The organism is Synechococcus sp. PCC 6312 (genome assembly GCF_000316685.1).
Lineage (GTDB): Bacteria > Cyanobacteriota > Cyanobacteriia > Thermosynechococcales > Thermosynechococcaceae > Pseudocalidococcus.
In genome coordinates, this window is the sequence record NC_019680.1 from 474,606 (window position 1) to 495,003 (window position 20,398).

19 protein-coding genes and 1 pseudogene are annotated in these 20,398 nt (G+C 50.3%); 11 read left to right on the forward strand and 9 right to left on the reverse strand.

Translation table 11 applies throughout. The features are described from left to right. Positions 1-9: 9 nt before the first annotated feature. The 6 genes and pseudogenes from SYN6312_RS18120 to SYN6312_RS02260 all read left to right on the forward strand — a co-directional run bounded on the left by SYN6312_RS18120 (position 10) and on the right by SYN6312_RS02260 (position 7,598). Entirely contained in the window at positions 10-2,445 is a 2,436-nt protein-coding gene (locus SYN6312_RS18120) for a polysaccharide deacetylase family protein (RefSeq protein ID WP_015123239.1), read from the forward strand. Positions 2,446-2,546: 101 nt separating this feature from the next. Next, positions 2,547-3,323: a YaaW family protein gene (locus SYN6312_RS02245; protein ID WP_015123240.1), complete on the forward strand. Its 777-nt coding sequence runs from the start codon at positions 2,547-2,549 to the stop codon at positions 3,321-3,323. Positions 3,324-3,401: 78 nt separating this feature from the next. Next, positions 3,402-3,605 carry a hypothetical protein gene (locus SYN6312_RS02250; protein ID WP_015123241.1) on the forward strand — a complete coding sequence of 68 codons (204 nt, stop codon included), beginning with the start codon at positions 3,402-3,404 and terminating at the stop codon, positions 3,603-3,605. A 164-nt stretch (positions 3,606-3,769) separates the two neighbouring features. After that, a pseudogene (locus tag SYN6312_RS19265) lies at positions 3,770-4,000 on the forward strand (PmeII family type II restriction endonuclease); the annotation flags it as partial. A gap of 16 nt (positions 4,001-4,016) precedes the next feature. Continuing rightward, entirely contained in the window at positions 4,017-5,921 is a 1,905-nt protein-coding gene (gene mnmG, locus SYN6312_RS02255) for a tRNA uridine-5-carboxymethylaminomethyl(34) synthesis enzyme MnmG (RefSeq protein WP_015123242.1), read from the forward strand. A gap of 120 nt (positions 5,922-6,041) precedes the next feature. Further along, positions 6,042-7,598 carry a CIA30 family protein gene (locus SYN6312_RS02260; protein ID WP_015123243.1) on the forward strand — a complete coding sequence of 519 codons (1,557 nt, stop codon included), beginning with the start codon at positions 6,042-6,044 and terminating at the stop codon, positions 7,596-7,598. 8 nt (positions 7,599-7,606) lie between these two features. Here SYN6312_RS02260 and SYN6312_RS02265 read toward each other — a convergent pair whose 3' ends face one another. Further along, positions 7,607-8,803, reverse strand: a complete 1,197-nt coding sequence (locus SYN6312_RS02265) for a hypothetical protein (protein ID WP_015123244.1) — start codon at positions 8,801-8,803, stop codon at positions 7,607-7,609. Between the two features lie 186 nt (positions 8,804-8,989). On the opposite strand from SYN6312_RS02265, the gene SYN6312_RS02270 reads away from it, so the two are divergent. Then, positions 8,990-9,172 (forward strand): hypothetical protein, encoded by a 183-nt coding sequence (locus SYN6312_RS02270; RefSeq protein WP_156804725.1) that lies wholly within the window; start codon positions 8,990-8,992, stop codon positions 9,170-9,172. A gap of 174 nt (positions 9,173-9,346) precedes the next feature. Here SYN6312_RS02270 and SYN6312_RS02275 read toward each other — a convergent pair whose 3' ends face one another. From SYN6312_RS02275 to SYN6312_RS02290, 4 genes are all read right to left on the reverse strand, one after another. Next, positions 9,347-10,522 (reverse strand): DUF4350 domain-containing protein, encoded by a 1,176-nt coding sequence (locus tag SYN6312_RS02275; RefSeq protein WP_015123246.1) that lies wholly within the window; start codon positions 10,520-10,522, stop codon positions 9,347-9,349. A 90-nt stretch (positions 10,523-10,612) separates the two neighbouring features. Then, entirely contained in the window at positions 10,613-11,092 is a 480-nt protein-coding gene (locus tag SYN6312_RS02280) for a Dps family protein (protein ID WP_015123247.1), read from the reverse strand. 217 nt (positions 11,093-11,309) lie between these two features. Next, the gene (locus SYN6312_RS02285) at positions 11,310-12,179 is read right to left on the reverse strand and encodes an amino acid ABC transporter permease (RefSeq protein WP_156804726.1); all 870 of its coding nucleotides are present in this window, start codon (positions 12,177-12,179) and stop codon (positions 11,310-11,312) included. A 128-nt stretch (positions 12,180-12,307) separates the two neighbouring features. Beyond that, positions 12,308-12,793, reverse strand: a complete 486-nt coding sequence (locus tag SYN6312_RS02290) for a cupin domain-containing protein (protein ID WP_015123249.1) — start codon at positions 12,791-12,793, stop codon at positions 12,308-12,310. A gap of 197 nt (positions 12,794-12,990) precedes the next feature. Between SYN6312_RS02290 and SYN6312_RS02295 the strand changes: the two genes are divergently transcribed. Then, a complete protein-coding gene (locus SYN6312_RS02295) occupies positions 12,991-14,277 on the forward strand; it encodes a sugar ABC transporter substrate-binding protein (protein ID WP_015123250.1) in 1,287 nt (428 codons plus the stop codon). On the opposite strand, the gene SYN6312_RS02300 is transcribed toward SYN6312_RS02295, so the two are convergent. Together SYN6312_RS02300 and SYN6312_RS02305 are read right to left on the reverse strand one after the other, a co-directional pair. Further along, positions 14,272-14,943: a DUF4129 domain-containing protein gene (locus SYN6312_RS02300; RefSeq protein WP_015123251.1), complete on the reverse strand. Its 672-nt coding sequence runs from the start codon at positions 14,941-14,943 to the stop codon at positions 14,272-14,274. The genes SYN6312_RS02295 and SYN6312_RS02300 overlap by 6 nt on opposite strands. 52 nt (positions 14,944-14,995) lie before the next feature. Beyond that, positions 14,996-15,496: a DUF1269 domain-containing protein gene (locus SYN6312_RS02305; protein ID WP_015123252.1), complete on the reverse strand. Its 501-nt coding sequence runs from the start codon at positions 15,494-15,496 to the stop codon at positions 14,996-14,998. 148 nt (positions 15,497-15,644) lie between these two features. On the opposite strand from SYN6312_RS02305, the gene SYN6312_RS02310 reads away from it, so the two are divergent. From SYN6312_RS02310 to SYN6312_RS02320, 3 genes are all read left to right on the forward strand, one after another. Continuing rightward, complete coding sequence (locus SYN6312_RS02310) at positions 15,645-16,586, forward strand: bifunctional riboflavin kinase/FAD synthetase (RefSeq protein WP_041431016.1); 942 nt, start codon at positions 15,645-15,647, stop codon at positions 16,584-16,586. Between the two features lie 109 nt (positions 16,587-16,695). Continuing rightward, positions 16,696-18,075: a pitrilysin family protein gene (locus SYN6312_RS02315; protein ID WP_216594167.1), complete on the forward strand. Its 1,380-nt coding sequence runs from the start codon at positions 16,696-16,698 to the stop codon at positions 18,073-18,075. Positions 18,076-18,179: 104 nt separating this feature from the next. Beyond that, complete coding sequence (locus SYN6312_RS02320; protein ID WP_015123255.1) at positions 18,180-18,932, forward strand: histidine phosphatase family protein; 753 nt, start codon at positions 18,180-18,182, stop codon at positions 18,930-18,932. A 106-nt stretch (positions 18,933-19,038) separates the two neighbouring features. Here the strand turns inward: SYN6312_RS02320 and SYN6312_RS02325 are convergent, their stop codons facing one another. Both SYN6312_RS02325 and SYN6312_RS02330 read right to left on the reverse strand, forming a co-directional pair. Continuing rightward, positions 19,039-19,248 carry a hypothetical protein gene (locus tag SYN6312_RS02325; RefSeq protein ID WP_015123256.1) on the reverse strand — a complete coding sequence of 70 codons (210 nt, stop codon included), beginning with the start codon at positions 19,246-19,248 and terminating at the stop codon, positions 19,039-19,041. A gap of 280 nt (positions 19,249-19,528) precedes the next feature. Next, positions 19,529-20,368, reverse strand: coding sequence for a metal ABC transporter permease (locus tag SYN6312_RS02330; protein ID WP_015123257.1), 840 nt, complete (start codon positions 20,366-20,368; stop codon positions 19,529-19,531). Positions 20,369-20,398 lie beyond the last annotated feature (30 nt).

Genomic DNA, 20,398 nt, shown 5'->3' on the forward strand with positions numbered 1-20,398 from the left:
GGGCGGGCAATGACCATCGCGACTGACTCTATCGGGATAAATAATCCCCAAGAATTAGCCCAAGTCTTGAGCCAAATCTTTGCCCCCCAAGCCATAACGGCCCGCATTGCCTACCAACCGGATCGGTGGCGGATTTTATTAGAAGCGCCGGAGCCTCCCGATCGCCGCCAGTCCTTGCAAACATTACAAAAATTTTTTCAAACCGTTGCCCTACCTCCAGGCCTTGAAGTGTATGGACGAGAAGCGGGGGAAGAAGCACCGGCCTGGGGAGTCCGCATTCAGCCCAAAATAGCCACCCCTGTTTCTTTAAGTCCAGTGGGCAAAGCCGCCCCCGCACCAGAGCCAGTCTGTTTAGTGAATCCTCTCACCGCAGTTCCCCAGGCCAAGGTTGAGCAAGATCCTGGGGTTGGCCTATTTGTTTCCAGCTTGGGCCTGTTATTTGCTCTCGCCACTGGCCTGTGGTGGTTATCCCCAACGACCTGGATTCAGTCGGCACCTCCGGCCAATTCGACTCAAATCCGTGATCTAATCACCACCATTGCATCCGATGTTAACCGCCGTTATCCACTCCCATCCCCTCAGGTTGATCTAGTCCCGCCGCCCCCATTTCGAGGGAAAACTATCAATCAAGTTAGCTTGCCACCGGAGCATAAAGTTGTTGCCCTCACCTTTGATGATGGCCCAGATCAACCCCAAACCTTACAAGTTCTAAACATCCTCAAGGCACACAAGGCTAAGGCCACATTTTTTGTGATTGGCCGCAGCGTTCAGAAGTACCCCAACATTGCCGCCAAAATTGTTGAGGAAGGACATACCATTGCTAACCACAGTTGGTCTCATCGGTATCAGCAATTTTCACCCCAAGCCGCCGCCACAGAATTTACGCGTACTGATCAGATCATCCAAGCGGTGACAGGAGTTAAGAATTACTGGTTTCGTCCGCCAGGGGGCCGCCTCAACAATGGCCTGGTGGACTATGCCAAAACCCAGCAACTCCCAATCTTAATGTGGTCGGTGGATTCGCGGGATTGGCAACCCGGCCGTTCTCCTGCCCAAATCAAAGCCGCTGTCCTCCAGCAAACCCGGCCGGGGGGGATTGTCTTGCTTCATGATGGCGGTGGCCCCAGACAGGCGATGATCCAGGCCCTGCCAGGGATTCTAACCGTCCTTAAAAAACAGGGTTATGAGTTTGTGACGATTCCCCAACTTCTGCATCTAAAACAGGAGAGTCTTGACCCCACTCCCCCACCCCCAGCCTGGCTTGGCTTACACTCCATCACCCAGGTAATTGCTGCCCATAGTCAACTGAGTCAAGAGCAAGCCACTTTATATCAATCCCTTGTTAATGCCTCTCCAATTGCTATTGATGAACGGGAAACCTTGGCTGCTAAATACCAAACTACTCAGCAAGCAGTCCGTTGGGTGAGTCAACGCCTCAGTATGGAGCAACAAGCACAGCAATCTTGGGATCAAGCTCTTAACTTTAGCCAGGCAGCCATGAACGCGGTGCAAAGGGGACAACTGAAGCAGGCTAAGGATAGTTGGCAACAGACTATTGCAACCCTCAAGACTGTTCCCCATCAGTCTCTTATGTTTTCCCAGGCCCAGGCCAAAACAGAAGATTCTCAACAGCAGTTGCAACGGGTTCAGCATCAATTTGCACAACAGCAATCAAGATTTTTAATTCCCCTCGCCAAAAGTGCTGGTCTCAGCAACAATGCCGCCGTTAGTTTATGCAGCCCCAATGGCCAATGCTACTCACTCCGGGGGGATATTGTTCCAGATAGTGCCGCCAGTCTGATTAAACTTCCCTTAGCAGTTGTTACTTTACATTGGGCCCAAGAACATCAGTATTCTCTAGAGCATCCCTTCGCCATTCAGCCCCAGAATAATACCGAAGATGCCTCCATCATCCGGGTTGGGCAACGTTATCCTCTGAAAACCGTGATTGGTCAAATGATTAGCCGCAGTAGTAATATTGCCCCCAATCAACTCATGGATACTTTGGGTTGGGACTATATCAACCGAGTCATGCAGGGGTATGGATTTAAGACCATTAAAATTTATTCAAAATTGGTTGGCCAAAGTCGGCAGCCTGCGAACCTAGGACGACAATCCAACGGTAGCAGTATGCAGGAACTCAGCCAGTTGATGGGCAAAATCTACCAAAACCAACTGCCCCATGCCCCGTTCCTCCAAACAGTCCTAGCCCAGCAAACTGACCGAGAGATTGGCTTTAAGGCCTTGAAAAGTACCCAGGCCGAGTGGATCGGGGAAAAAACAGGACAAAATTCCTTGGTCTTGGGGACGGTCTTGGCCTTCAAAGTTAAGGGGGAAATTTATACCCTAGCCATTATGGATCGCAATCAAGTCGGCCTATCCGCGCTACAAAATGCGATTCGCAACATCGTCAACTATGCCACGACCCACAATCTCCGTTCCTAGAACAGTTCATTCCTGTGGCAACTGTCAAGGGGCAGATTTGCAACAATCCCTTATAATCGTCATGATACGAGGTGACTTAGGAGTATCTGCGGGAGAAAAACATGGATGAACTCAGGGCAGCCCTCGAGTTAGCCACGGAGCAGGAACTCCAAGAGTTGACCGAAATTCTATTCCAACGCAAACTAAATCCCTGGGATTACTTTCATACCCCCGACCCGATTACTGTCCAAGCCCAAGATCGCGACTGCTGGTTAGATGCCATTGAGCAACGATTCCGCTTTCTGGCCGCCGATGGTATGACGGTTCTCAAAGGTCAAAGCCAAACGATCAGTTATCGGCAAACCTTAATGCGCGTCTGTCGGTATCTCAAGATTCCCTTTCGCCCCAGTTGGACAACCTCAGAATTGGAATCGGAAATTTTTCTCGCCCTCTTGCAACGGATGTGGGCCAAACTTCCAGACCAAGACCGTCAAGTGATGAGTAAGGAAGTCCAAAAGTCCTTGCCCCAACTGGCCCAGCACCCAGACTTTACCCTCCAAAATATTCGCCTCTTACTGGAAGGCAGTGCAGCCATTGCCATGAGTTCGCTGATGCGGCGGTTAATTGTCCAACAGGTCACACGCCAATTTGCCCTCCAACTCACCGGCCAGCAATTTACCCGGGGACTCTTTTCTGCTCAGGGGGCCACTTTAGGAATAACTCGCTTTGCCGTTGCCCGCAGTGCCCTGGTGTGTTTTAGTACTGCCCTTTGGATTTGGTTCATTGCGGATCTCGGGTGGCGGGCCATTGCAACCAACTATGGGCGGATTATTCCGACAATTTTTACCATTGCCCAAATTCGCTTGACCCGTGGGGAAGAGTGGCTACCGGCCTATTAGGGAACTTTGACCCAGGTTTTTAAGGTTCTCGTGACTCGATTCAGTCCGCGTCCGGTCAGAGCCTATGAGTGACCCTTGATGGTAGATTTACCCTCCCTCTTCCAGGCCATTGATCGGGCCATGGATCGGGCGATTGATTCCCGGAGTTCCCGTTACGGACGACTCTTGATCTGGCAGAACGGGGATCATCCTCTTGCCCAGCAACGTTTATCGGATTCTTGCAGATGTCTATGGAAGAGAAAGCATCCCTATCTGTTTAAGGCCAAAACCTTTGATTTATAGCGTTACGCAGCCTGTTCTGAGAGATTCGAAATCTTCAAAAGACTGTCCGTAAAGCATTGTCTGACTTGTCCCCATAGGAGTCCTAAAGAAGTAGCACTATAGCCGGTGATTGAGTCAAAAGTGGTGTGGATACAGTCTGAACTAGCTCTGATTCAGAAAAGAATTATTATGAATATGCAGGGCGGGATTTCTGGGTTTTCATTTCTGGTGATGATAATTTGTATGCCGAAATGATCCAGCCGATTGACCAGGAAGCTTGCCAAAAAGATGAGCTATTTCAGAAAGCTTATGCGGTCAAGGTGAATCAGATGACTCAAGAGTTTATGCAAATATTGATGGTCGATCATCAATCATCAGATAGACTGGCTCAAGCTAGCAAATTTTTTTCTCAGTGAAATGCGAGTGCTTAAAATGTCTCAACCGGCCTGGCAAGATTCCTTTGATGTGATTGTGGTTGGGGCTGGCCATGCTGGCTGTGAAGCGGCTCTGGCAACAGCGCGTTTGGGCTGTAAAACCCTTCTCTTAACCCTCAACCTCGATAAAGTTGCTTGGCAACCTTGTAATCCAGCCGTGGGAGGGCCAGCCAAGTCCCAACTGGTGCATGAAGTGGATGCCTTGGGGGGCGAAATTGGGCGGATGACAGATCGTACCTATCTGCAAAAGCGCCTTTTGAATAATTCTCGCGGGCCAGCGGTCTGGGCATTACGGGCACAAACCGATAAACGGGAATATGCGGCTCTGATGAAGCAAATTGTCGAAAATGAACCCAACCTCTTAGTCCGCGAGGGGATGGTGACGGATCTAGTCCTTGGCCCCAATGATGAGATTCAAGGGGTGCAAACCTATTTTGGGGTCGCCTTTGGTTGCCAGGCCGTGGTTTTAACAACCGGAACCTTTCTCGGTGGGCGCATCTGGGTCGGGAATAAATCCATGGCAGCGGGCCGGGCCGGGGAATTTGCGGCAGAGGGACTGACGGATACCCTAAAAAACCTGGGCTTTGAAATTGGGCGATTGAAAACCGGAACTCCAGCGCGGGTGGATAAACGCTCCGTTGACTATGACCAGATGGAAGCACAACCCCCAGATGATCAGGTGCGCTGGTTTAGTTTTGACCCCCAGGCCTGGATCGAGCGGGAACAACTCAACTGCTATCTGACCCACACCACGGCAGCCACCCACCAACTGATTCGGGATAACTTGCACTTAACGCCAGTGTATGGGGGTTGGGTCGATGCCAAAGGCCCGCGCTATTGCCCGAGTATTGAAGATAAAATTGTCCGTTTTGCCGATAAAGCCAGTCATCAAATTTTCATTGAACCAGAAGGGCGGGATACCCCAGAACTGTATATTCAAGGCTTTTCCACCGGACTTCCTGAAAATTTGCAGTTAGAGCTTTTAAGGACACTTCCAGGCCTGGAACATTGCATCATGTTGCGCCCGGCCTATGCTGTGGAATACGACTATTTACCCGCAACCCAGTGCTACCCAACCTTAATGACGAAAAAAATTAACGGCCTGTTTTGTGCGGGACAAATTAACGGCACCACGGGCTATGAAGAAGCAGCGGCCCAGGGATTAGTGGCAGGAATTAATGCCGCGAGATTGGCTAAAGGACAAGACTCGGTGATTTTTTCCCGTGAACAAAGCTATCTTGGCACGTTAATTGATGATCTCTGTACGAAAGACTTGCGAGAACCCTATCGGATGTTGACCAGCCGCTCGGAATATCGCTTGATTTTGCGCTCGGATAATGCTGATCAACGGTTAACGCCCCTCGGCCGGGAGATTGGTTTAATTGATGATCGTCGCTGGGACATTTACCAAGCCAAACAAACCCAAATGCGGGCCGAAACCCAACGCCTCGAACAAACCCGGATTAAAGAGCAAAGCCCCGCGGGACAAGCCATTACCCAGGCCACGGGTTCCGCCATTAAAGGTTCAATGACCCTAGCAGAATTACTCCGGCGGTCGGGATTTCACTATCAGGATTTAGAACGGTATGGCCTGGGAGATGTCACGTTGGATCGGGCGGTGAAAGAAGGGGTGGAAATTGCGATTAAATATGCCGGATATATTGAGCGCCAACAACGGCAAATTGATCATGTGGCCCGCCAAGAAAACCGCAAACTTCCCCCAGATTTGGACTATAACCAGATTGAAACCCTAGCCAAAGAGTCACGGGAAAAATTAATGCAGGTGCGGCCCCTCACCATTGGCCAGGCCAGTCGGATTGGTGGCGTTAACCCAGCCGATATTAATGCCCTCTTGTTGTACTTAGAAGTGCAGGCGGCTCGCAAAGAACTGGTTTTGTTATGAGGTGATGCGGGGTTAGCCTCCTGGGAGCAAACTTGTTACCTTAGATGCCTCAGCCCCTCCCGAAATTCAAGCCGCAGCCGTGTTCCAATTGTGAATTTTTCCCACTCATCGGTAAACTTTATGGCATCCCCCACAGAGCAAGACAATCCCCCATCTCCCCAGGCCTGGGACTTGGGCCGCTTTACCCAAACCTTGGCTTTTTTTATCGACCCTAGGTCGTTCATAGAAACCCTCCCATTGGTAGGCAGTCTTAGTCAGTGGCCGGCCTGGTTGACTCCCTTTTTACCCCCAGAATTACAGCCCATATCGAATACGCCCCAATCAACCGTCTTAGTCCTCGGAGCTACGGGCAATCTTGGGCGGCGGGTCGTGGCATTATTATTAGCGCAGCAGTATCGAGTCAAAGCCCTAGTGCGCAACCCGGCCCGGGCCAATGACATCTTAGGAACTTCAACTCTGTCCCCAGCCCAGCAGGCCCAGTTAACCCTAATGGTGGGCGATGTAACCCAGGCCGAGAGTTTACCTGCTGATTTATTGACCGATGTGGATGCCGTCATTTCCTGTTTGGGTGCGATTGTTCGTCCCGCTAATCCTGAAAACCGTGAAGCCAAGTACACCGAAGGCACGACTTATTATGAGCCAGCCCTAATCGAAGCCACCCCGGAACAAGTGGAATATCAAGGCATTCAAAATCTCTTAAACCTAGCCCAACCCCATTTTCAGGCAACTTCTGGCCAGCGGATTATTTTTGATTTTTGTCCGCCCAATGAAGCCAATGCCCAACTCTGGGGAGCCTTAGATGATGTGGTCATGGGCGGCGTGAGTCAAAGTGGCTTACGGATATTAACCACCTCTGCCCTGTTTACGGGAGTGGTTTCGACTGCCAATTCTGGTGGCTTTGTGTCCATCAGAACTAAGAACTTCCAACCTCCCCTAGATTTAAGTCGCTTTGAGGGCATCCAGTTACGCCTCAAGGGAGATGGGCAACGCTATAAATTTTTTATCAGGAGTTCCCCGGCCTGGGATGGAGTTGGTTATGCCTTTTCCTTTGATACGGTGGCGGATCAGTGGCAAACTCTCAAAATTCCCTTTGAGCAGTTAACTCCAGTGTTCCGAGCCAAGCGCAATCCTGCTGCGCCTCCTTTTGAGCCAACAACGGTTTATTCTCTTCAGTTAATGCTCAGTAAGTTTGAATATGATGGTGGGCTCAATCCTCACTTCCAGCCCGGCCCCTTTGCCCTAGAACTTGAAACCATCAGCGCTTATCTAGATCATCACCCCCTCCCCCGCTGGATTATGGTGAGTTCTGCCGGAGCCACCCGACCAGGCACCCCAGAAGCAGCCACCGATCCCCGCCCGATTGTTCGCCTAAGTGAGCAACTGGGAGGCATTTTGACCTGGAAATTCCGGGGAGAAGAATTGATTCGCCAGAGTGGGATTCCCTATACCATCATTCGCCCCACGGCCTTAACTGAAGCAACCGGGCAACAACCGCTGATCATGTCCCAAGGGGATACCTTAGCCGGAAAAGTCAGTCGCCAGGATGTGGCTCAACTCTGTGTCCAGGCCTTGAAATGGCCCGCCGCGGTTCAAAAAACCTTGGAAATTGCCGCAGGGGATGGCGGGATTGTGCCTCAGGACTGGGGGCGGGGGCTGGAGTTACTAAAAGCCGATTAGTCAGTTGTTCAAATAGCCTGGTGTTGGCGGGGATGGATCGCAACTTCCCAACCGGCGGCGGCTAAACAGTCCTGAGCCGAGGTCGTTTCGATTCCCAGACCAAGGGTTCTAACCGCAGCAATTGCCCCCTCTCCCCAGAGTGTGGCCCCCAGCAGGCGCTGATTGGCGTTCACGACAATTTGTCCATAACCCAAGCCAAAATGTTCTGCTTGAACCGGATAGGTATAAATCTCCTGTGAAAATGCTCTTTGTGCCTTTTGGGAATGCCAACCGATCCGGGCAATGGGCATTGGGGATGGGAACCACCAAGGCAGAGTTTTGTAGTTGAGGGGCTGTTGCTGTGACCGTGGGATCAACCCTTGGATTAAATACTTGACTTCTGCCCGCGTGATCATCGGGAGGTCATAGCCCCCTAACCAAGAGCCACAGGCATAGATCTGCGGCTGTGCTGTTTGGAGATTGGGATTAACGTTAATCGGCCCAGCCATTGTTGCCAGGTCTGAGAGGTTGAGACGAGTCAAGCCTTGATGCACTGGTTCTAGGGTAGTAGCCAGCTTAAGGGGTGTTTCTGGGCAGTTCTGGGCCTGGGAGTTGCCCTTCTCCAAGTCCACCGCTAACCAAGCAATCACCAGGGGATCCTCATGGGGCAAAAGCTGACGTAAATCTCCTCCCCAGGCCACCGGGATCTCCAACTGCCGGCAAAGCCTGACCAACCCTAAGTCGGCAAGCTGTTGACCAGGAACATGAATCAAAGGCGGGGGCGACTCGGCGAGAAATTGCAGGAGACGGTCTGGAGATGTGGGGCATTGGTTGATTACCAACGAAAGGGGTCGATCCACCAAGATAAAGGCGGGGGCCTGGAGATAATCGTTCCCAACCACATAGTTCAGTGGGCCAGAGCCGGAAATTTTTTCAAAAGACCCATTGCCCTGAATTACATCCACCCCGGCCTGGGCTAAGGTTCCGAGGGAATATCGCTCCTGACAGCGACTTAAATGTCCTTTAATCCAGAGGTGTTTTTGGCTTAGTTCTAGGGATGCGGGCAATGTTTCGAGGGCGAGAATGAAACCATCAACGTCTAATTGCCCACTAGCCCCAATCACTAAGCCAACCCGACAAACTGTGGCAGCCCAAATAGCCCCCTGAATCGCCGCCAGAGAGTTGCCAATAATCACTAAATCGTAGCTCCAGCGCACAGGCCCCATCCATCTATCAAAAATTAAAGACAAAGCAATCCAGCTTACCCCAAACAGAGGAGCTAAGTTCACCTAGACGGGGGAAGACTCTCACCCCTGTAATGGGGCAAAGTATAGACAGTGGTAGGCTAAAGACTGCTTTACCATTGACTTCCTAAGTCCTTTCAGAAAATAGATTGTATGTTAGCGAGCCTTATGCCCCGAATCCAACCTAGCTTTGAAGTCGGTGAAACCCTGTATTTTCGCTCGGAACCCTTTGTAATTGCGGCCCTACGCCAAGAGGTTGTTCTCGTTAAGTCGCTGCAACGTCAAGAATTATGCTGGGTTGTGCCGCAACAGGATTTACTAAAATACTTTCGTCGTGCCGTTAGTCAGTAATCTTGATCAAAACGCATATCCCAACTGCCTTGTTCAGGCTTTAAGGTTGTTGATGAACTTACCAGACATGATTCAAGATCACAATATTTTCTCCTGATTGGGACAAGACAAATTTAGTCCCCGTTCAGTCTCCTGGGTTTATTGGCGCAAGAAGGCTTCAGTTTCTCTCCTCAATTAACCCAGGCCTTGGACTATCCTCCCCACCTGATTGAGCCAAATTAATAGTTCCTGTTCACTCAATTTTTCGGGAACCGGGCCAAGCACCAATAACAACTTCCCTGGATCCTGCCCGGTTTGTAAACTCCAGGCCTGGGCTAATTCCTGATCACTGAAAATCTGTTGATGTCCTGACCAGGCCCCCCGTAAGCCTAATTTCTCGGCTAGTTCTTCTCGGAAGCGTTGACTCAGTTGGGCCTGGACAAAATCATGATGCTGGGCTTGATGGAGTACTCCCGCCAGTGCTTGAATATACTGCTCACTATTGGCCTGGGTGGTTTCGTGGGCTTGAGTCAAGGAACCCAGGCGGTGATTTTTACCCCAGATTATGATAACTCCCAGCACAATGGCCTGGATTAGGACTAACAGCCAAGGGGTGCGGCGTAAATAATCCCAGATAGTGCCATAACTGCCTTCAGACGCTTCCTGAGAATCTTTAACCCGATAACCATGTAACCATTCATCAAACCAAATTTTCTCACCCTTGGCCTGGGCTAGTGCGGCAAAATAAGCAAAGTTAGCCGAATTTGAACCACTATAGGCATTAGCCACAAGCCAAGGATAAACCCCAAAGATTTTTCCGCCTGCTTTTGTTTGGATCGACCAGGCCACGGCTCCAGCATCATCCCCAAGAACCATTACTGCTTGGCCAAGGTCGAAAGCCTCTAAATTGTTCTGGAAATCTACCCGCCGCCGTGTATCTACCCTCACATGGCCTTGGGGGGTTGCCAAGCGTGTTTGGGCATCTGGACTTTTAACTACGCCCCCCCAATTCAGGCGGATCAGGGTATTTCCTTGGGCCAGCCATTTTTCAATATCCGGATCTAAACTCCAGGGATCTTGCCATCGCGGCTGATCGGTAATTTGCAAGAGAACTTGATTGCGACCGGATAGGTTTTTATAAGCCCGTTGCCAGCGTTGAATTGCGGTGGGTTGATTTCCCTGTTGCTGAAGATACTGATAAAACTCACTCGTTCCCCAAGGTGAGCGATCCAGACTTGAACCCGCTTTTCCTGATGGAGCCAACGCCATAATCATCAAGGCCACCCCTAACAAAACTCCCAGGCCAAACAACCAAATCAAGATCTGGCGAGAGGCATTTTTACGGCGGGAGAGATTGCCAGTTTGGCTCATCAGAAGTTAGGGTAGCAAAAATAAAACGGCCTGGCCTGGAAGCCAGAGATGATTTAATCTGGTCAAGTCCCAGGCCCCGCACTCTCAACCTTAGCTCACCAGGCCATCCCCTTTGGCCAAAAATTCCTTCAGGAACCAGCGGTGTTTTTGATGGACTTGGACAAGCCGAGTATAGAGATCTGCTGTGCCAATATCGCCGGCCGCAGTGGCAACTTCTGCATCCTCGTGCATTTCCCCAATGATCAGTTCATGGGTAGCAATCGCCTCACTGAGCATGGCTTTAGGGTTCAACTCCCCTTGGGAAGGGCTGACGGTGGCGGCAGGGATGTAGTCGGCCGGATCCGCAATCGGCTGACCATCCAACATCAAGCTGCGCTCGGCCAATTCATCCAAGCTGGCAAAGACTTCACCCCCCTGTTCTTCAAATAACAAATGTAAATCCCGAAAGAGAGGGCCAAAGGTGAGCCAATGATATTTTTTGTAGTTGAGGTAAGCAACCAAGGCATTAGCTTGTTGGCGGTTGAGGGTGGCAACCACAGCGTTGGCAGGTTTAGTCAGGGTAGCGACCATAGCAGTTCTCCTTAAAGTTCAAATCTTCAGTAACAATGCCCGTTAAATCTGTCCTCACCTAATTCTATGGGAGTAGCGCAATAGTTCATTGGGGCCTGGCCTGGGGCAAAGAACGCAACCTGACGACAAGATTCTATTACGCTCCCCTTAATCATAGTCGTTATGACTTTGTATAGCAAGTTTGAGCGGGATCAAGCCTAGGGATTCAAATGATCTTCTAGGCCAGGCCCTGGGACATCCGCCGCTCTAGGTAACGGGCCAGTAGGGAAAGGGGATAGCAAAGGCTGAGGTAGAACAAGGCCCCTAAGACATAGACAAACAGCTTTGTATCACCATCTGTAATCGGGTTAGCAAAGGAATTTGTCATGTTTTGCAATTCTGGCACACCGATTACTGAAAGTAAGGCGCAATCTTGGATCAGGGTAATAAAATTATTCGTAAATGGAGGAATGATCAAAGCTAAACCTTGGGGAATAATAATTCTGCGCATGGTTTGTCGGCCCGTCATCCCCAAACTTAAGCCAGCTTCTGTTTGTCCTTTATCAATGGTGGTAATCCCGGAGCGGAACACTTCTGTCAGGTAAGCCCCATAGTTGAATCCCAGGCCAATGATCCCGTAAAAAATAAAGTTAAACAGCGGCGAAACGAGACTATTACTTTGCAAGACCGTCATGACATTAAAGGCAATTTGGCGGGGATCAAAACCCACTTGGGAGAGTAGCCCACCGACACCAAAGCCCCAAATCAACATCTGGACTAGAGTGGGTGTGCCGCGAATAAATTCCACATAAACCGTGGCAATGGATTGGGGGATTTTTCCGCCGGATAGCTTACCCCAGGCCCCAATTGCGCCCAAAAGTACGGCCAAGATGATGCTACAAATCGCAATCAAAACGGTGGTAATTGTTGCCCGCAAAAGAAACGGCCCATAGAGGCTGATGGTTTGCCGAAAAGTAAATAAATAGGTGGCAAAAGCAATAATCCCCAGGCCAATGACACCAAAGAAAATCCAATTGGCAATTTTCACCCAGGCCGGGGTATCCGGGGCAACCGTAGTTCGCAAAAAAGCGGGAACTTGCACAGTCATAGGAGACAGCCGCAGCAAAATTTTCTCGACTCTAGCATAATCTGCCTAGCTGAGAAAGTAATGCCAAGCGGATAGCTGCCTCGCCCGAAGCGACCCTCAAACCCCAAAAAATTCTCGGAAACCTTGAGTTAAATACCTGGTGGAATAATTTCAATGCCATATTGGGGAGCCGTCGCCAAAAGTTTCTCCAAATCAGCCGGACTTAATTCACCCCCAGGAGTGATTACGCTATCTGCTGGCCGCCCCACCTCCGCCATAAACCGCTCAAAACCCGCCGGAGTCACCCAAATCAGCATCTTGGCTGTGGTCGTTGTCTTGTTGGTGAAGCAATGTTTTTGTCCTTTGGGGGAATGAAGAAATGTCCCCGGCGTCGCAATCACAGTGGCATCATCTAAAAGAAATTCAACTTCACCCTCTTGAATGTAAAATGCTTCGTCTTCGCGGTGGTGGCGATGGGGCGGGGAACCTCCTTGGGGCGGAATAATGGCTTCACAAAGGGCATAGGCCTGGCCGGTTTCTTCACCAATAGCCTTGAAGATATAGAGATCTAAGCCAAAATAATAGGCTCGCCCTTGGCCTGGGTTAACAACTAATCCTTGTTGGGGAATGGTCATAGCAATTCACTCGTAAATATAAAAAGGCTATTCTCGAAACTCCGGGAGTATAAATGAATTCATCCTAAAAACCCATTACAAGGATACTTAACCTAGGCCTGATCTGACTCCTGTAGAATCGTGATCATTATGCTGCGATTTGTTAAGCATTTGCCGCTCAAGCCAGTCCCCCAAACCGTTTCTTGGTGAGATTCTCCATGGCCCCCTTGTTCCGAAATCGCTTCTGTCGTTGGTTCTGTTTTGTTCTGCTGGGCATGAGCTTGACCCTTCTCCCCAGTTGCTTTGGGCCACCGCCGACCACCGGGCCACAGATTGAATTTTGGACCATGCAACTGAAGCCGAAGTTTACGGACTACTTCAATCGACTCATTGCTACCTTTGAACAGGAGCATCCTGGGGTGAAGGTGCGCTGGGTGGATGTGCCTTGGACGGCGATGCAAAGTAAAATTCTGACGGCGGTTTCGGCCCGAACGGCCCCCGATGTGGTGAATCTCAATCCAGATTTTGCTTCCCAGTTGGCGGCGCGCAAGGCCTGGTTAGACCTAAATGGACGCGTCACGGCCTCGGAACAAGCGGCATATCTGCCAAAAATTTGGGATGCATTAACGCTTAATAGTCAAAGTTTTGGACTGCCTTGGTATCTCACCTCCCGAATTACAATCTATAACCAAGAGCTTCTAACCCAGGCCGGGATTAGCCAACCGCCCCAAACCTTTGCCGAACTGGCCCAGGCCGCGCGCCAAATCAAAGCCAAAACGGGGAAATATGCCTTTTTCATCACTGTTGTTCCAGAAGATTCGGCTGAATTGATGGAGTCTTTAGTGCAGATGGGGGTGGAGCTGGTGGATGCCGGGGGCAAAGCTGCCTTCAATAGTCCGGTGGGCAAAGCCGCAGTCCAGTTTTGGGTCGATTTATATCAACAGGATTTATTACCCCCTCAGATTCTCACGGAGGGCCATCGCCAAGGGATTGAACTGTACCAGGCCGGGCAAACGGCGATCCTACTCTCCAGTCCAGAGTTTTTAAACACAGTGGAAATTAATGCCCCAAGCATTGCCAAAGTTTCCCGAAGCAGCCCCCAAATTACGGGTGAGACGGGCAAAAAAAGTGTTGCTGCCATGAATCTGGTTATTCCCAAAGACACGAAACAGCCCGAATTAGCCCTTAAGTTTGCTCTGTTTGTCACCAGTGATCAAAATCAACTGGAATTTGCCAAAGCTGCCAATGTTTTACCCTCGACTGTGGCGGCCCTGGGGGATCCCTATTTCACGAATTTACCCCCGGATGCTACCCCAATTCAAAGAGCTAGAGCGGTCAGTGCCAAACAGATGAACCAAGCCACCATCTTAATTCCAGCCGTTAAAGATGTGAAGCAACTCCAAAAAGCCCTCTATGAAAATATCCAGGCGGCGATGTTAAAGCAAAAAACTGTGGATCAAGCCCTCGCCGATGCGGCCCAGGCCTGGGATCAGCGCGGCTCATAAATGGCTTGGATTAGTTTCGGTTCTCTTCTCCGGTGCTGGGGGCTTAATTAGGTCTGGTTCGACTTGAAAATAGGCCTCTCGGCATTGGGCCATGGTTTCTTGGGAAATGTCTTGAGCCCCATAATAAAGCCGGGAGTGGGTCTGGAATAATTGCTGGATTGGCTGTCGTAGGCGGGGGGGATGGTGTCCCAAGGCCCAGGCCACCTCTAGTTCCTGCCAATATTCGCCGTTGGTAAATGCTTCGCCCCGATTCAGCCAATTGACTGCCCGCAAGCGGAAAATTAAGGCCATGTAATAGGCACGACAGGCTCCCCCATAATCTCCTTGGGCTTGGGCTGCCTGGGCCTGGCGTAACCATGCTTGAACGGACTGGGAGGCGGGAGTTGCAACTAAGTCTCCGTTGGTGAGAGTCGCCTGCTGCTTTTGCCATTTTCGCCACAACCACTGCCCCAGACGAAAAACACCGACCCCCAACACTAACCCCACTAACAGCACCGCCAGCAATTTTGCCAAGGGTTCAAGCCAGTTCAGATCAGTTTGAGAGTCGGATTGGGGGGCACTCAGAAATTGAGTCCACCAGTAGGCTAAGGTTTCTGTGGTTTGTCGCCATTGTTGATCCAGTTCCCAGCGGGCCTGGTCAGGCAGGTTAAGGGCCAAATTTGTCACCTTCTCAACAGCTTGGTTTTAGATACCCCCACCAGGCTTGGGACTGTAAGGTTTAGGCTTCCCCTGAGTTACCCTTGTTGAGGGCTTCTTGGAGTTTAGCTTCATCTTCTTTAGAGAGAGATGTCCGCAGAACTTTGCCACCATAGCCACTAATCTCTTCCAAAACCTTATCAGGGGTGGCCTGGCGCACCAAGGTAAAAATGGCGGAGTGGCCCGGAGTCAGGGTTTCCCCCAGTTCTTTGATAAAGTTGTCATCAATACCAATATCCGTAAATTTGCCAGAAATCGCCCCAGCCACCAGGCCGGCCGCCCAGCCCAAGAGGGGGTTAAAGAAAATTAAGCCGAGTAAAAGTCCCCAAAAGCCACCGCTTAAGGCCCCGGTCAAGGTCAAATCTTGGGTTTGATTAATCTTAATTTTCCCCTCTTGGGTGCGCACAACCACCGCTGCATCTTCTAGGTCTAGGAGGTGTTCCCGTTGGAGTTTTAGAAGCTCCAGCAAGACTTCATTGGCTTTGTATGGGTTATCAAAGTCCACCACAATCAGGGTACTCATACCAGGCTCCTTTAGTTCAGGTTTGTCCCTACGGTATAACGGTAGCATTATTTTTCAATGGATTTTGTGACGATATGGGAGGACGCGAGGGAGGTTGTCAGGTTAAGCTCAAACTAAAGTGTTAAGGATTGCTAAGACTATGGGGCCAATGTTGGTCACCTCTGATCTGCAAGATGTTGATCGCAAAACAGCCATTGCCCTAGGCAACTTTGATGGGTTACATCTGGGGCATCAAGCGGTGATTGGCGCATTGGCCCAGGCCCCGTCTCATCTCCAGCGAGCCCTCGTCACCTTTACCCCCCATCCCCAGGCCTTTTTTCAGGGCATCACCCGCCCCTTACTCACCCCCCTAGCCGAAAAGGTGCCAATCTTAGCGGGCCTGGGCATTGAACAATTGATTCGGATTCCCTTTACCCAGTCCCTGGCTCAACTCAGTCCTGAGGGCTTTGTCAAAGATATTTTAGTCGCTCAACTCCAGACCCAGTTTATTGCGGTGGGGTTTAACTTTGGCTTTGGGGCGAAACGGGCCGGGACAGCGGCAGATCTGCAAAACCTGGCCACGGATTTTGGGATTCCGGTGGTGATTGTTGAACCCCAACGCTTTGGCCCGGATCGGATTAGTAGTTCGGCAATTCGCCAGGCCTTGGGGGAGGGGCATATTTTCCTAGCCCAAAAACTCCTGGGCCGGCCCTATCGTCTTGAGGGGACTGTGATCCGGGGGCAGCAATTAGGGCGGTCATTAGGGTTTCCCACAGCTAATTTAGCCTTGGATCCCGAAAAATTTTTGCCACGGCAAGGAGTATATGTGGTGACTGTCCAGGGAGATGGTTGGGATCGCCCTTGGCCGGGGGTCTTGAATCTAGGCACTCGCCCCACCTTGTCTGGAGATTATCTGACAGGGGAAGTCCATTTGCTGGATTGGCAGGGTGATTTATATGGACAAATTTTAAGGGCTGACTGCTACCATTTCCTACGTCCCGAACTCAAATTTGCCTCCCTAACAGAGTTACGCCAACAAATCAGCCAAGATTGTTACCAGGCCCGCGATTGGTTTGAGGCAAACCTGACCCCAACCAAACAGACGGTTTAACTCACTCCTTCCATTTACCCCCGCTATGATCAGCAATCGCCAGACTTTTCGCTATGCAACTCTTTTTCTTCTGTTCCTGACATTTTTCTTCTTTTGGGGAGGCCCGACTTTGACCCTTGCTGCCAGTCCTAAACACTATCGGGATTTAACCTTGCCGCCTTTGCCTGAAATTTCCTTACCAAAGTATGAACGCTACCAACTGGCTAACGGATTAACCGTCTATTTGCTCCCAGATCATGATTGGCCAATTGTGCGCGGCACAGCCCTAATTCGGGTCGGTAGTCGCTGGGAACCAGCCAATCAGGCGGGTCTGGCGGATTTGACGGGGGACTTAATGCGCAACGGTGGAACTCGCTCCCATCCCATTGAGGAACTGGATGCGCTCTTAGCGGATCGGGCTGCCACCATTGAAGCTGGGTTTGGGGTCACGGCAGGACAGGTCAGCTTTACGGCCTTGCGAGAGCATGTCAGCTATGTGTTTAGTTGGTTTTCGGAAGTGCTCCAAGAACCGGCCTTTGACCCGGAACGAATTGCGGTGGCTCAACAACGGCGGCGGGGGCAAATTGCGCGCCGTAACGATACCCCAGAATCCATTGCCAGTCGGGAGTTTTATCGGTTGATCTATGGCCTAGACAGCCCCTATAGCCGCCGCCCTGAATATGCCACCCTAGCCCGAATTGATCGCCAGGCCCTAGTTAAATTTGCCCACACCTATGTACAGCCGAGTCAGATGATTTTGGGCATTGTTGGGGATTTTGAACCCAAGGAAATGCGAACCCTGATTCAAACCCACTTCGGCCCATGGGAACCTACTCCTCAGCCTCTTCCGCCCATTCCCACCGTGGAGCAACCCTCGCCACCGGGCACATTCATCATCAATCAACCCCAACTCAGTCAGAGTTACATTTACACCGGCCATCTGGGAGATACACTCCGGGATGCCGATGTTTTTTCTCTCTACGTCATGAATGGAGTTTTGAATGGCTTTGGCGGCCGACTCTTTAATCAGATTCGTTCCCAACAAGGCCTGGCTTACTCGGTCTACGCGGCCTGGAATCCTGAATATGACTATCCGGGGGTCTTTTTTGGGACTGGGCAAACCCAAACTGTGGCCACCTTGGCCTTTTTGAAATCCCTCCAGCATGAGTTTCAACGTCTTCAAACCGAACCGATCCAACCGGCGGAATTAGCCTATGCCCAGGATGCGATTTTGAACTCCTTTATCTTTAATTTTCGCAGTCCGGCCCAGACCCTCTATCGGCTGATGCGCTATGAATATTTCGGCTATGACAGTGACTTTATTTTTCAATATCAGCGGGGTGTGAAAGCCACAACCATTGCCGATGTTCAGCGAGTTGCCCAGGCCCATCTCCAGCCGGAACACCTAACAACCTTGATTGTGGGGAACCAGCCAGCCCTCACCCGAGAACTGCCTCAATTTCCACAGCCAATTGGAGAGATTGATATTACGATTCCCAACCTGAGCTAGGAGATAGGTGAGCCGACCCCTGTAACGGAATAGGTCGTTAATCCAGACGTTTATGGTACATTAGCTATTGAGAATTTTTCCTATCTCTATCTTGATAAGAACCTATGAAGACAAAAATTTGGGTTGCAATTGGCGTGTCACTACTCACTAGCTCTAGCATCACCCAAGGTGCCACGGCTGCTCCTGTCTCTAAAGTTGCCGAACAGATTTCTACACCAACTGGTTTAGAACCCCAGCTGATCAATGGCTGGATGATGGCTCAGGGGGGTGAAGGAGGCGAGGGGGGCGAAGGTGCGGCCCCAGCTTTTCAAAATAAGTTAAGCGGCCCTGCTCTCTTGGCGACCCTACGTCAGGGCGGAACGGTAATCTTTTTCCGTCACGGACAAACTGAGATTGATTATGCTGACCAGATCACCGCCAAAATGGGGTATTGCAACACTCAGCGGATGCTCAGTGAAAGAGGTTGGCAACAAGCTCGGACGATTGGCAAGGCCTTTCAGTCCCTAAAAATTCCTGTTGGTGAAGTATATGCTAGTGAATATTGTCGGGCCTGGCAAACAGCGGATCTGGCATTTGGGAGATACGAAAAGCGATCAGGCCTAAACTTTGCCCCCGCAGAGGAATATACAGAGGCCCAAATCGAAGATATGCGCCGCGGGATTATGCCATTACTGACAGCCGCCCCAGCCCCAAAAACCAACACAATTATTGTTGGCCATGATGATGTATTTGAGGCGGCAACAGGAATTTATCCAGAACCACAGGGCGTTGCTTATATCCTGAAACCCAGTGGTAATGGCGGCTTTGAAATTTTAGCTAAAGTTCTGCCCGATGAGTGGGCTAAGCTGGGGCAATAAATACCCCTAGTCAGCACACCCGATATAGCTAACGATTAAAACAGTCCATAAGTCCCAGACATCCCCAAGCAGGAATTCAAACCCCTAGGGGCTAGATTTGGGACTTTTATTCACCACTCTCAGAGCGTCCGGCTTTAACTGCGGCAATAAAGGTTCCCAGGCCCAGGGGGACACTTAAGCTCAAAATAATGATTGTCGGTATCAACCCTAATTGGGCATCACCAGAACTCAGTTCAAAAATGCAACCCGTGACAGCAATGAAAGCCACGCAGGCCACGCCGAGGTAGAAATAACTTTTGGGATTGACCACATTCATTTACCTTGGTTCATACGTTTTTTGTTAATGGCAATGATTGTGCAAGAACCCGAATCGTGTCACCACTTACAGCCCTGACCAGGCCTTCGGCTCGCCAATAAAAATGCTTTGTATATCATAGGCTATAGCGTTACGCCGGCCGTTCTGACTCATCACAATCTTCGACATTTGGGCAGTAAGACCCTTTCTAATCCCTGCCGACCCCAGTCAGAACCTAAGTTTTAGCATCCTCACTGATCTGGAATATCTATCTCAAAGCCAATGAAGCCCCTAAGACTATTCAATGGGCTAATGATTTGAGAGACCGATGAATCGCCGCACTGATAAAAATGAGCATTTGCATACAGACAATACTCGGGCCAGAGGGCAAATTGAAGGCCGCGGAAACTAACATCCCGATCACGGCACTACTGGCCCCCAGAAAAGCCGAAAGAATCACATAGGTACTAAACTTTTGACTGAGCAAGCGGGCGGCACAGGCCGGGATGACAATAAAGGCACTAATTAACAACACCCCAACAGCCCGAATTGAAACTGCAACCACCAAGGCCAAAAGGACAATAAAGAGATTTCGTTGCCAATAAACATTAATGCCTTGGGCTTGAGCTAACGGTTCATGGAGGGTAATCAATAATTGAGTCCGTAACGTTAAGGCAATAAAAACTACGCAAAGGATGAGTAAAACACTACTGGTCGCTAACTCAATGTTCCGCACCGCCAAAATATCGCCAAATAACAAATTATTCAGCCCGCCGCGATAGGTTCCCATGAAACTCAGGAGAATAATAGCGGCCGATAAGGAGGACGAATAAATAATATTGAGCAGAGCATCGGAGCTTAACTGGGTTTTCTCTAGCAGGTACGTGACTCCGAGGGCAAAAATCACCGCAAAGGGTAATAGCATCAAGGTGGGATTGATACCTAAGAACAAGCCGAGACTAATTCCCAATAGGGCAGAATGTCCCAAGGCATCACTAAAAAATGATAATTGGCGCAGAATCGTGAAACTCCCCAAAATCCCCCCCATCAGGCCGGTTAATATCCCACTCAGGACGGCCCGTTGCATGAAGGGGAGTTGGAACAGGTCAATAATTCGGGTGAATTCAGCATTGAAGGACATGGCAATACCAAACAGTCATGGTAGGGATCG

What these genes read in the sequence shown, in the direction of transcription:
- SYN6312_RS02310 (WP_041431016.1), top strand. Translation starts at nt 15,645, where the DNA reads ATGTTGGTCACCTCTGATCTGCAAGATGTTGATCGCAAAACAGCCATT.
- mnmG (WP_015123242.1), top strand. Translation starts at nt 4,017, where the DNA reads ATGTCTCAACCGGCCTGGCAAGATTCCTTTGATGTGATTGTGGTTGGG.
- SYN6312_RS02250 (WP_015123241.1), top strand. Translation starts at nt 3,402, where the DNA reads ATGGTAGATTTACCCTCCCTCTTCCAGGCCATTGATCGGGCCATGGAT.
- SYN6312_RS02295 (WP_015123250.1), top strand. Translation starts at nt 12,991, where the DNA reads ATGGCCCCCTTGTTCCGAAATCGCTTCTGTCGTTGGTTCTGTTTTGTT.
- SYN6312_RS02285 (WP_156804726.1), bottom strand. Translation starts at nt 12,179, where the DNA reads ATGACTGTGCAAGTTCCCGCTTTTTTGCGAACTACGGTTGCCCCGGAT.
- SYN6312_RS18120 (WP_015123239.1), top strand. Translation starts at nt 10, where the DNA reads ATGACCATCGCGACTGACTCTATCGGGATAAATAATCCCCAAGAATTA.
- SYN6312_RS02290 (WP_015123249.1), bottom strand. Translation starts at nt 12,793, where the DNA reads ATGACCATTCCCCAACAAGGATTAGTTGTTAACCCAGGCCAAGGGCGA.
- SYN6312_RS02260 (WP_015123243.1), top strand. Translation starts at nt 6,042, where the DNA reads ATGGCATCCCCCACAGAGCAAGACAATCCCCCATCTCCCCAGGCCTGG.
- SYN6312_RS02245 (WP_015123240.1), top strand. Translation starts at nt 2,547, where the DNA reads ATGGATGAACTCAGGGCAGCCCTCGAGTTAGCCACGGAGCAGGAACTC.
- SYN6312_RS02275 (WP_015123246.1), bottom strand. Translation starts at nt 10,522, where the DNA reads ATGAGCCAAACTGGCAATCTCTCCCGCCGTAAAAATGCCTCTCGCCAG.
- SYN6312_RS02325 (WP_015123256.1), bottom strand. Translation starts at nt 19,248, where the DNA reads ATGAATGTGGTCAATCCCAAAAGTTATTTCTACCTCGGCGTGGCCTGC.
- SYN6312_RS02280 (WP_015123247.1), bottom strand. Translation starts at nt 11,092, where the DNA reads ATGGTCGCTACCCTGACTAAACCTGCCAACGCTGTGGTTGCCACCCTC.
- SYN6312_RS02330 (WP_015123257.1), bottom strand. Translation starts at nt 20,368, where the DNA reads ATGTCCTTCAATGCTGAATTCACCCGAATTATTGACCTGTTCCAACTC.
- SYN6312_RS02305 (WP_015123252.1), bottom strand. Translation starts at nt 15,496, where the DNA reads ATGAGTACCCTGATTGTGGTGGACTTTGATAACCCATACAAAGCCAAT.
- SYN6312_RS02270 (WP_156804725.1), top strand. Translation starts at nt 8,990, where the DNA reads ATGCCCCGAATCCAACCTAGCTTTGAAGTCGGTGAAACCCTGTATTTT.
- SYN6312_RS02265 (WP_015123244.1), bottom strand. Translation starts at nt 8,803, where the DNA reads ATGGGGCCTGTGCGCTGGAGCTACGATTTAGTGATTATTGGCAACTCT.
- SYN6312_RS02320 (WP_015123255.1), top strand. Translation starts at nt 18,180, where the DNA reads ATGAAGACAAAAATTTGGGTTGCAATTGGCGTGTCACTACTCACTAGC.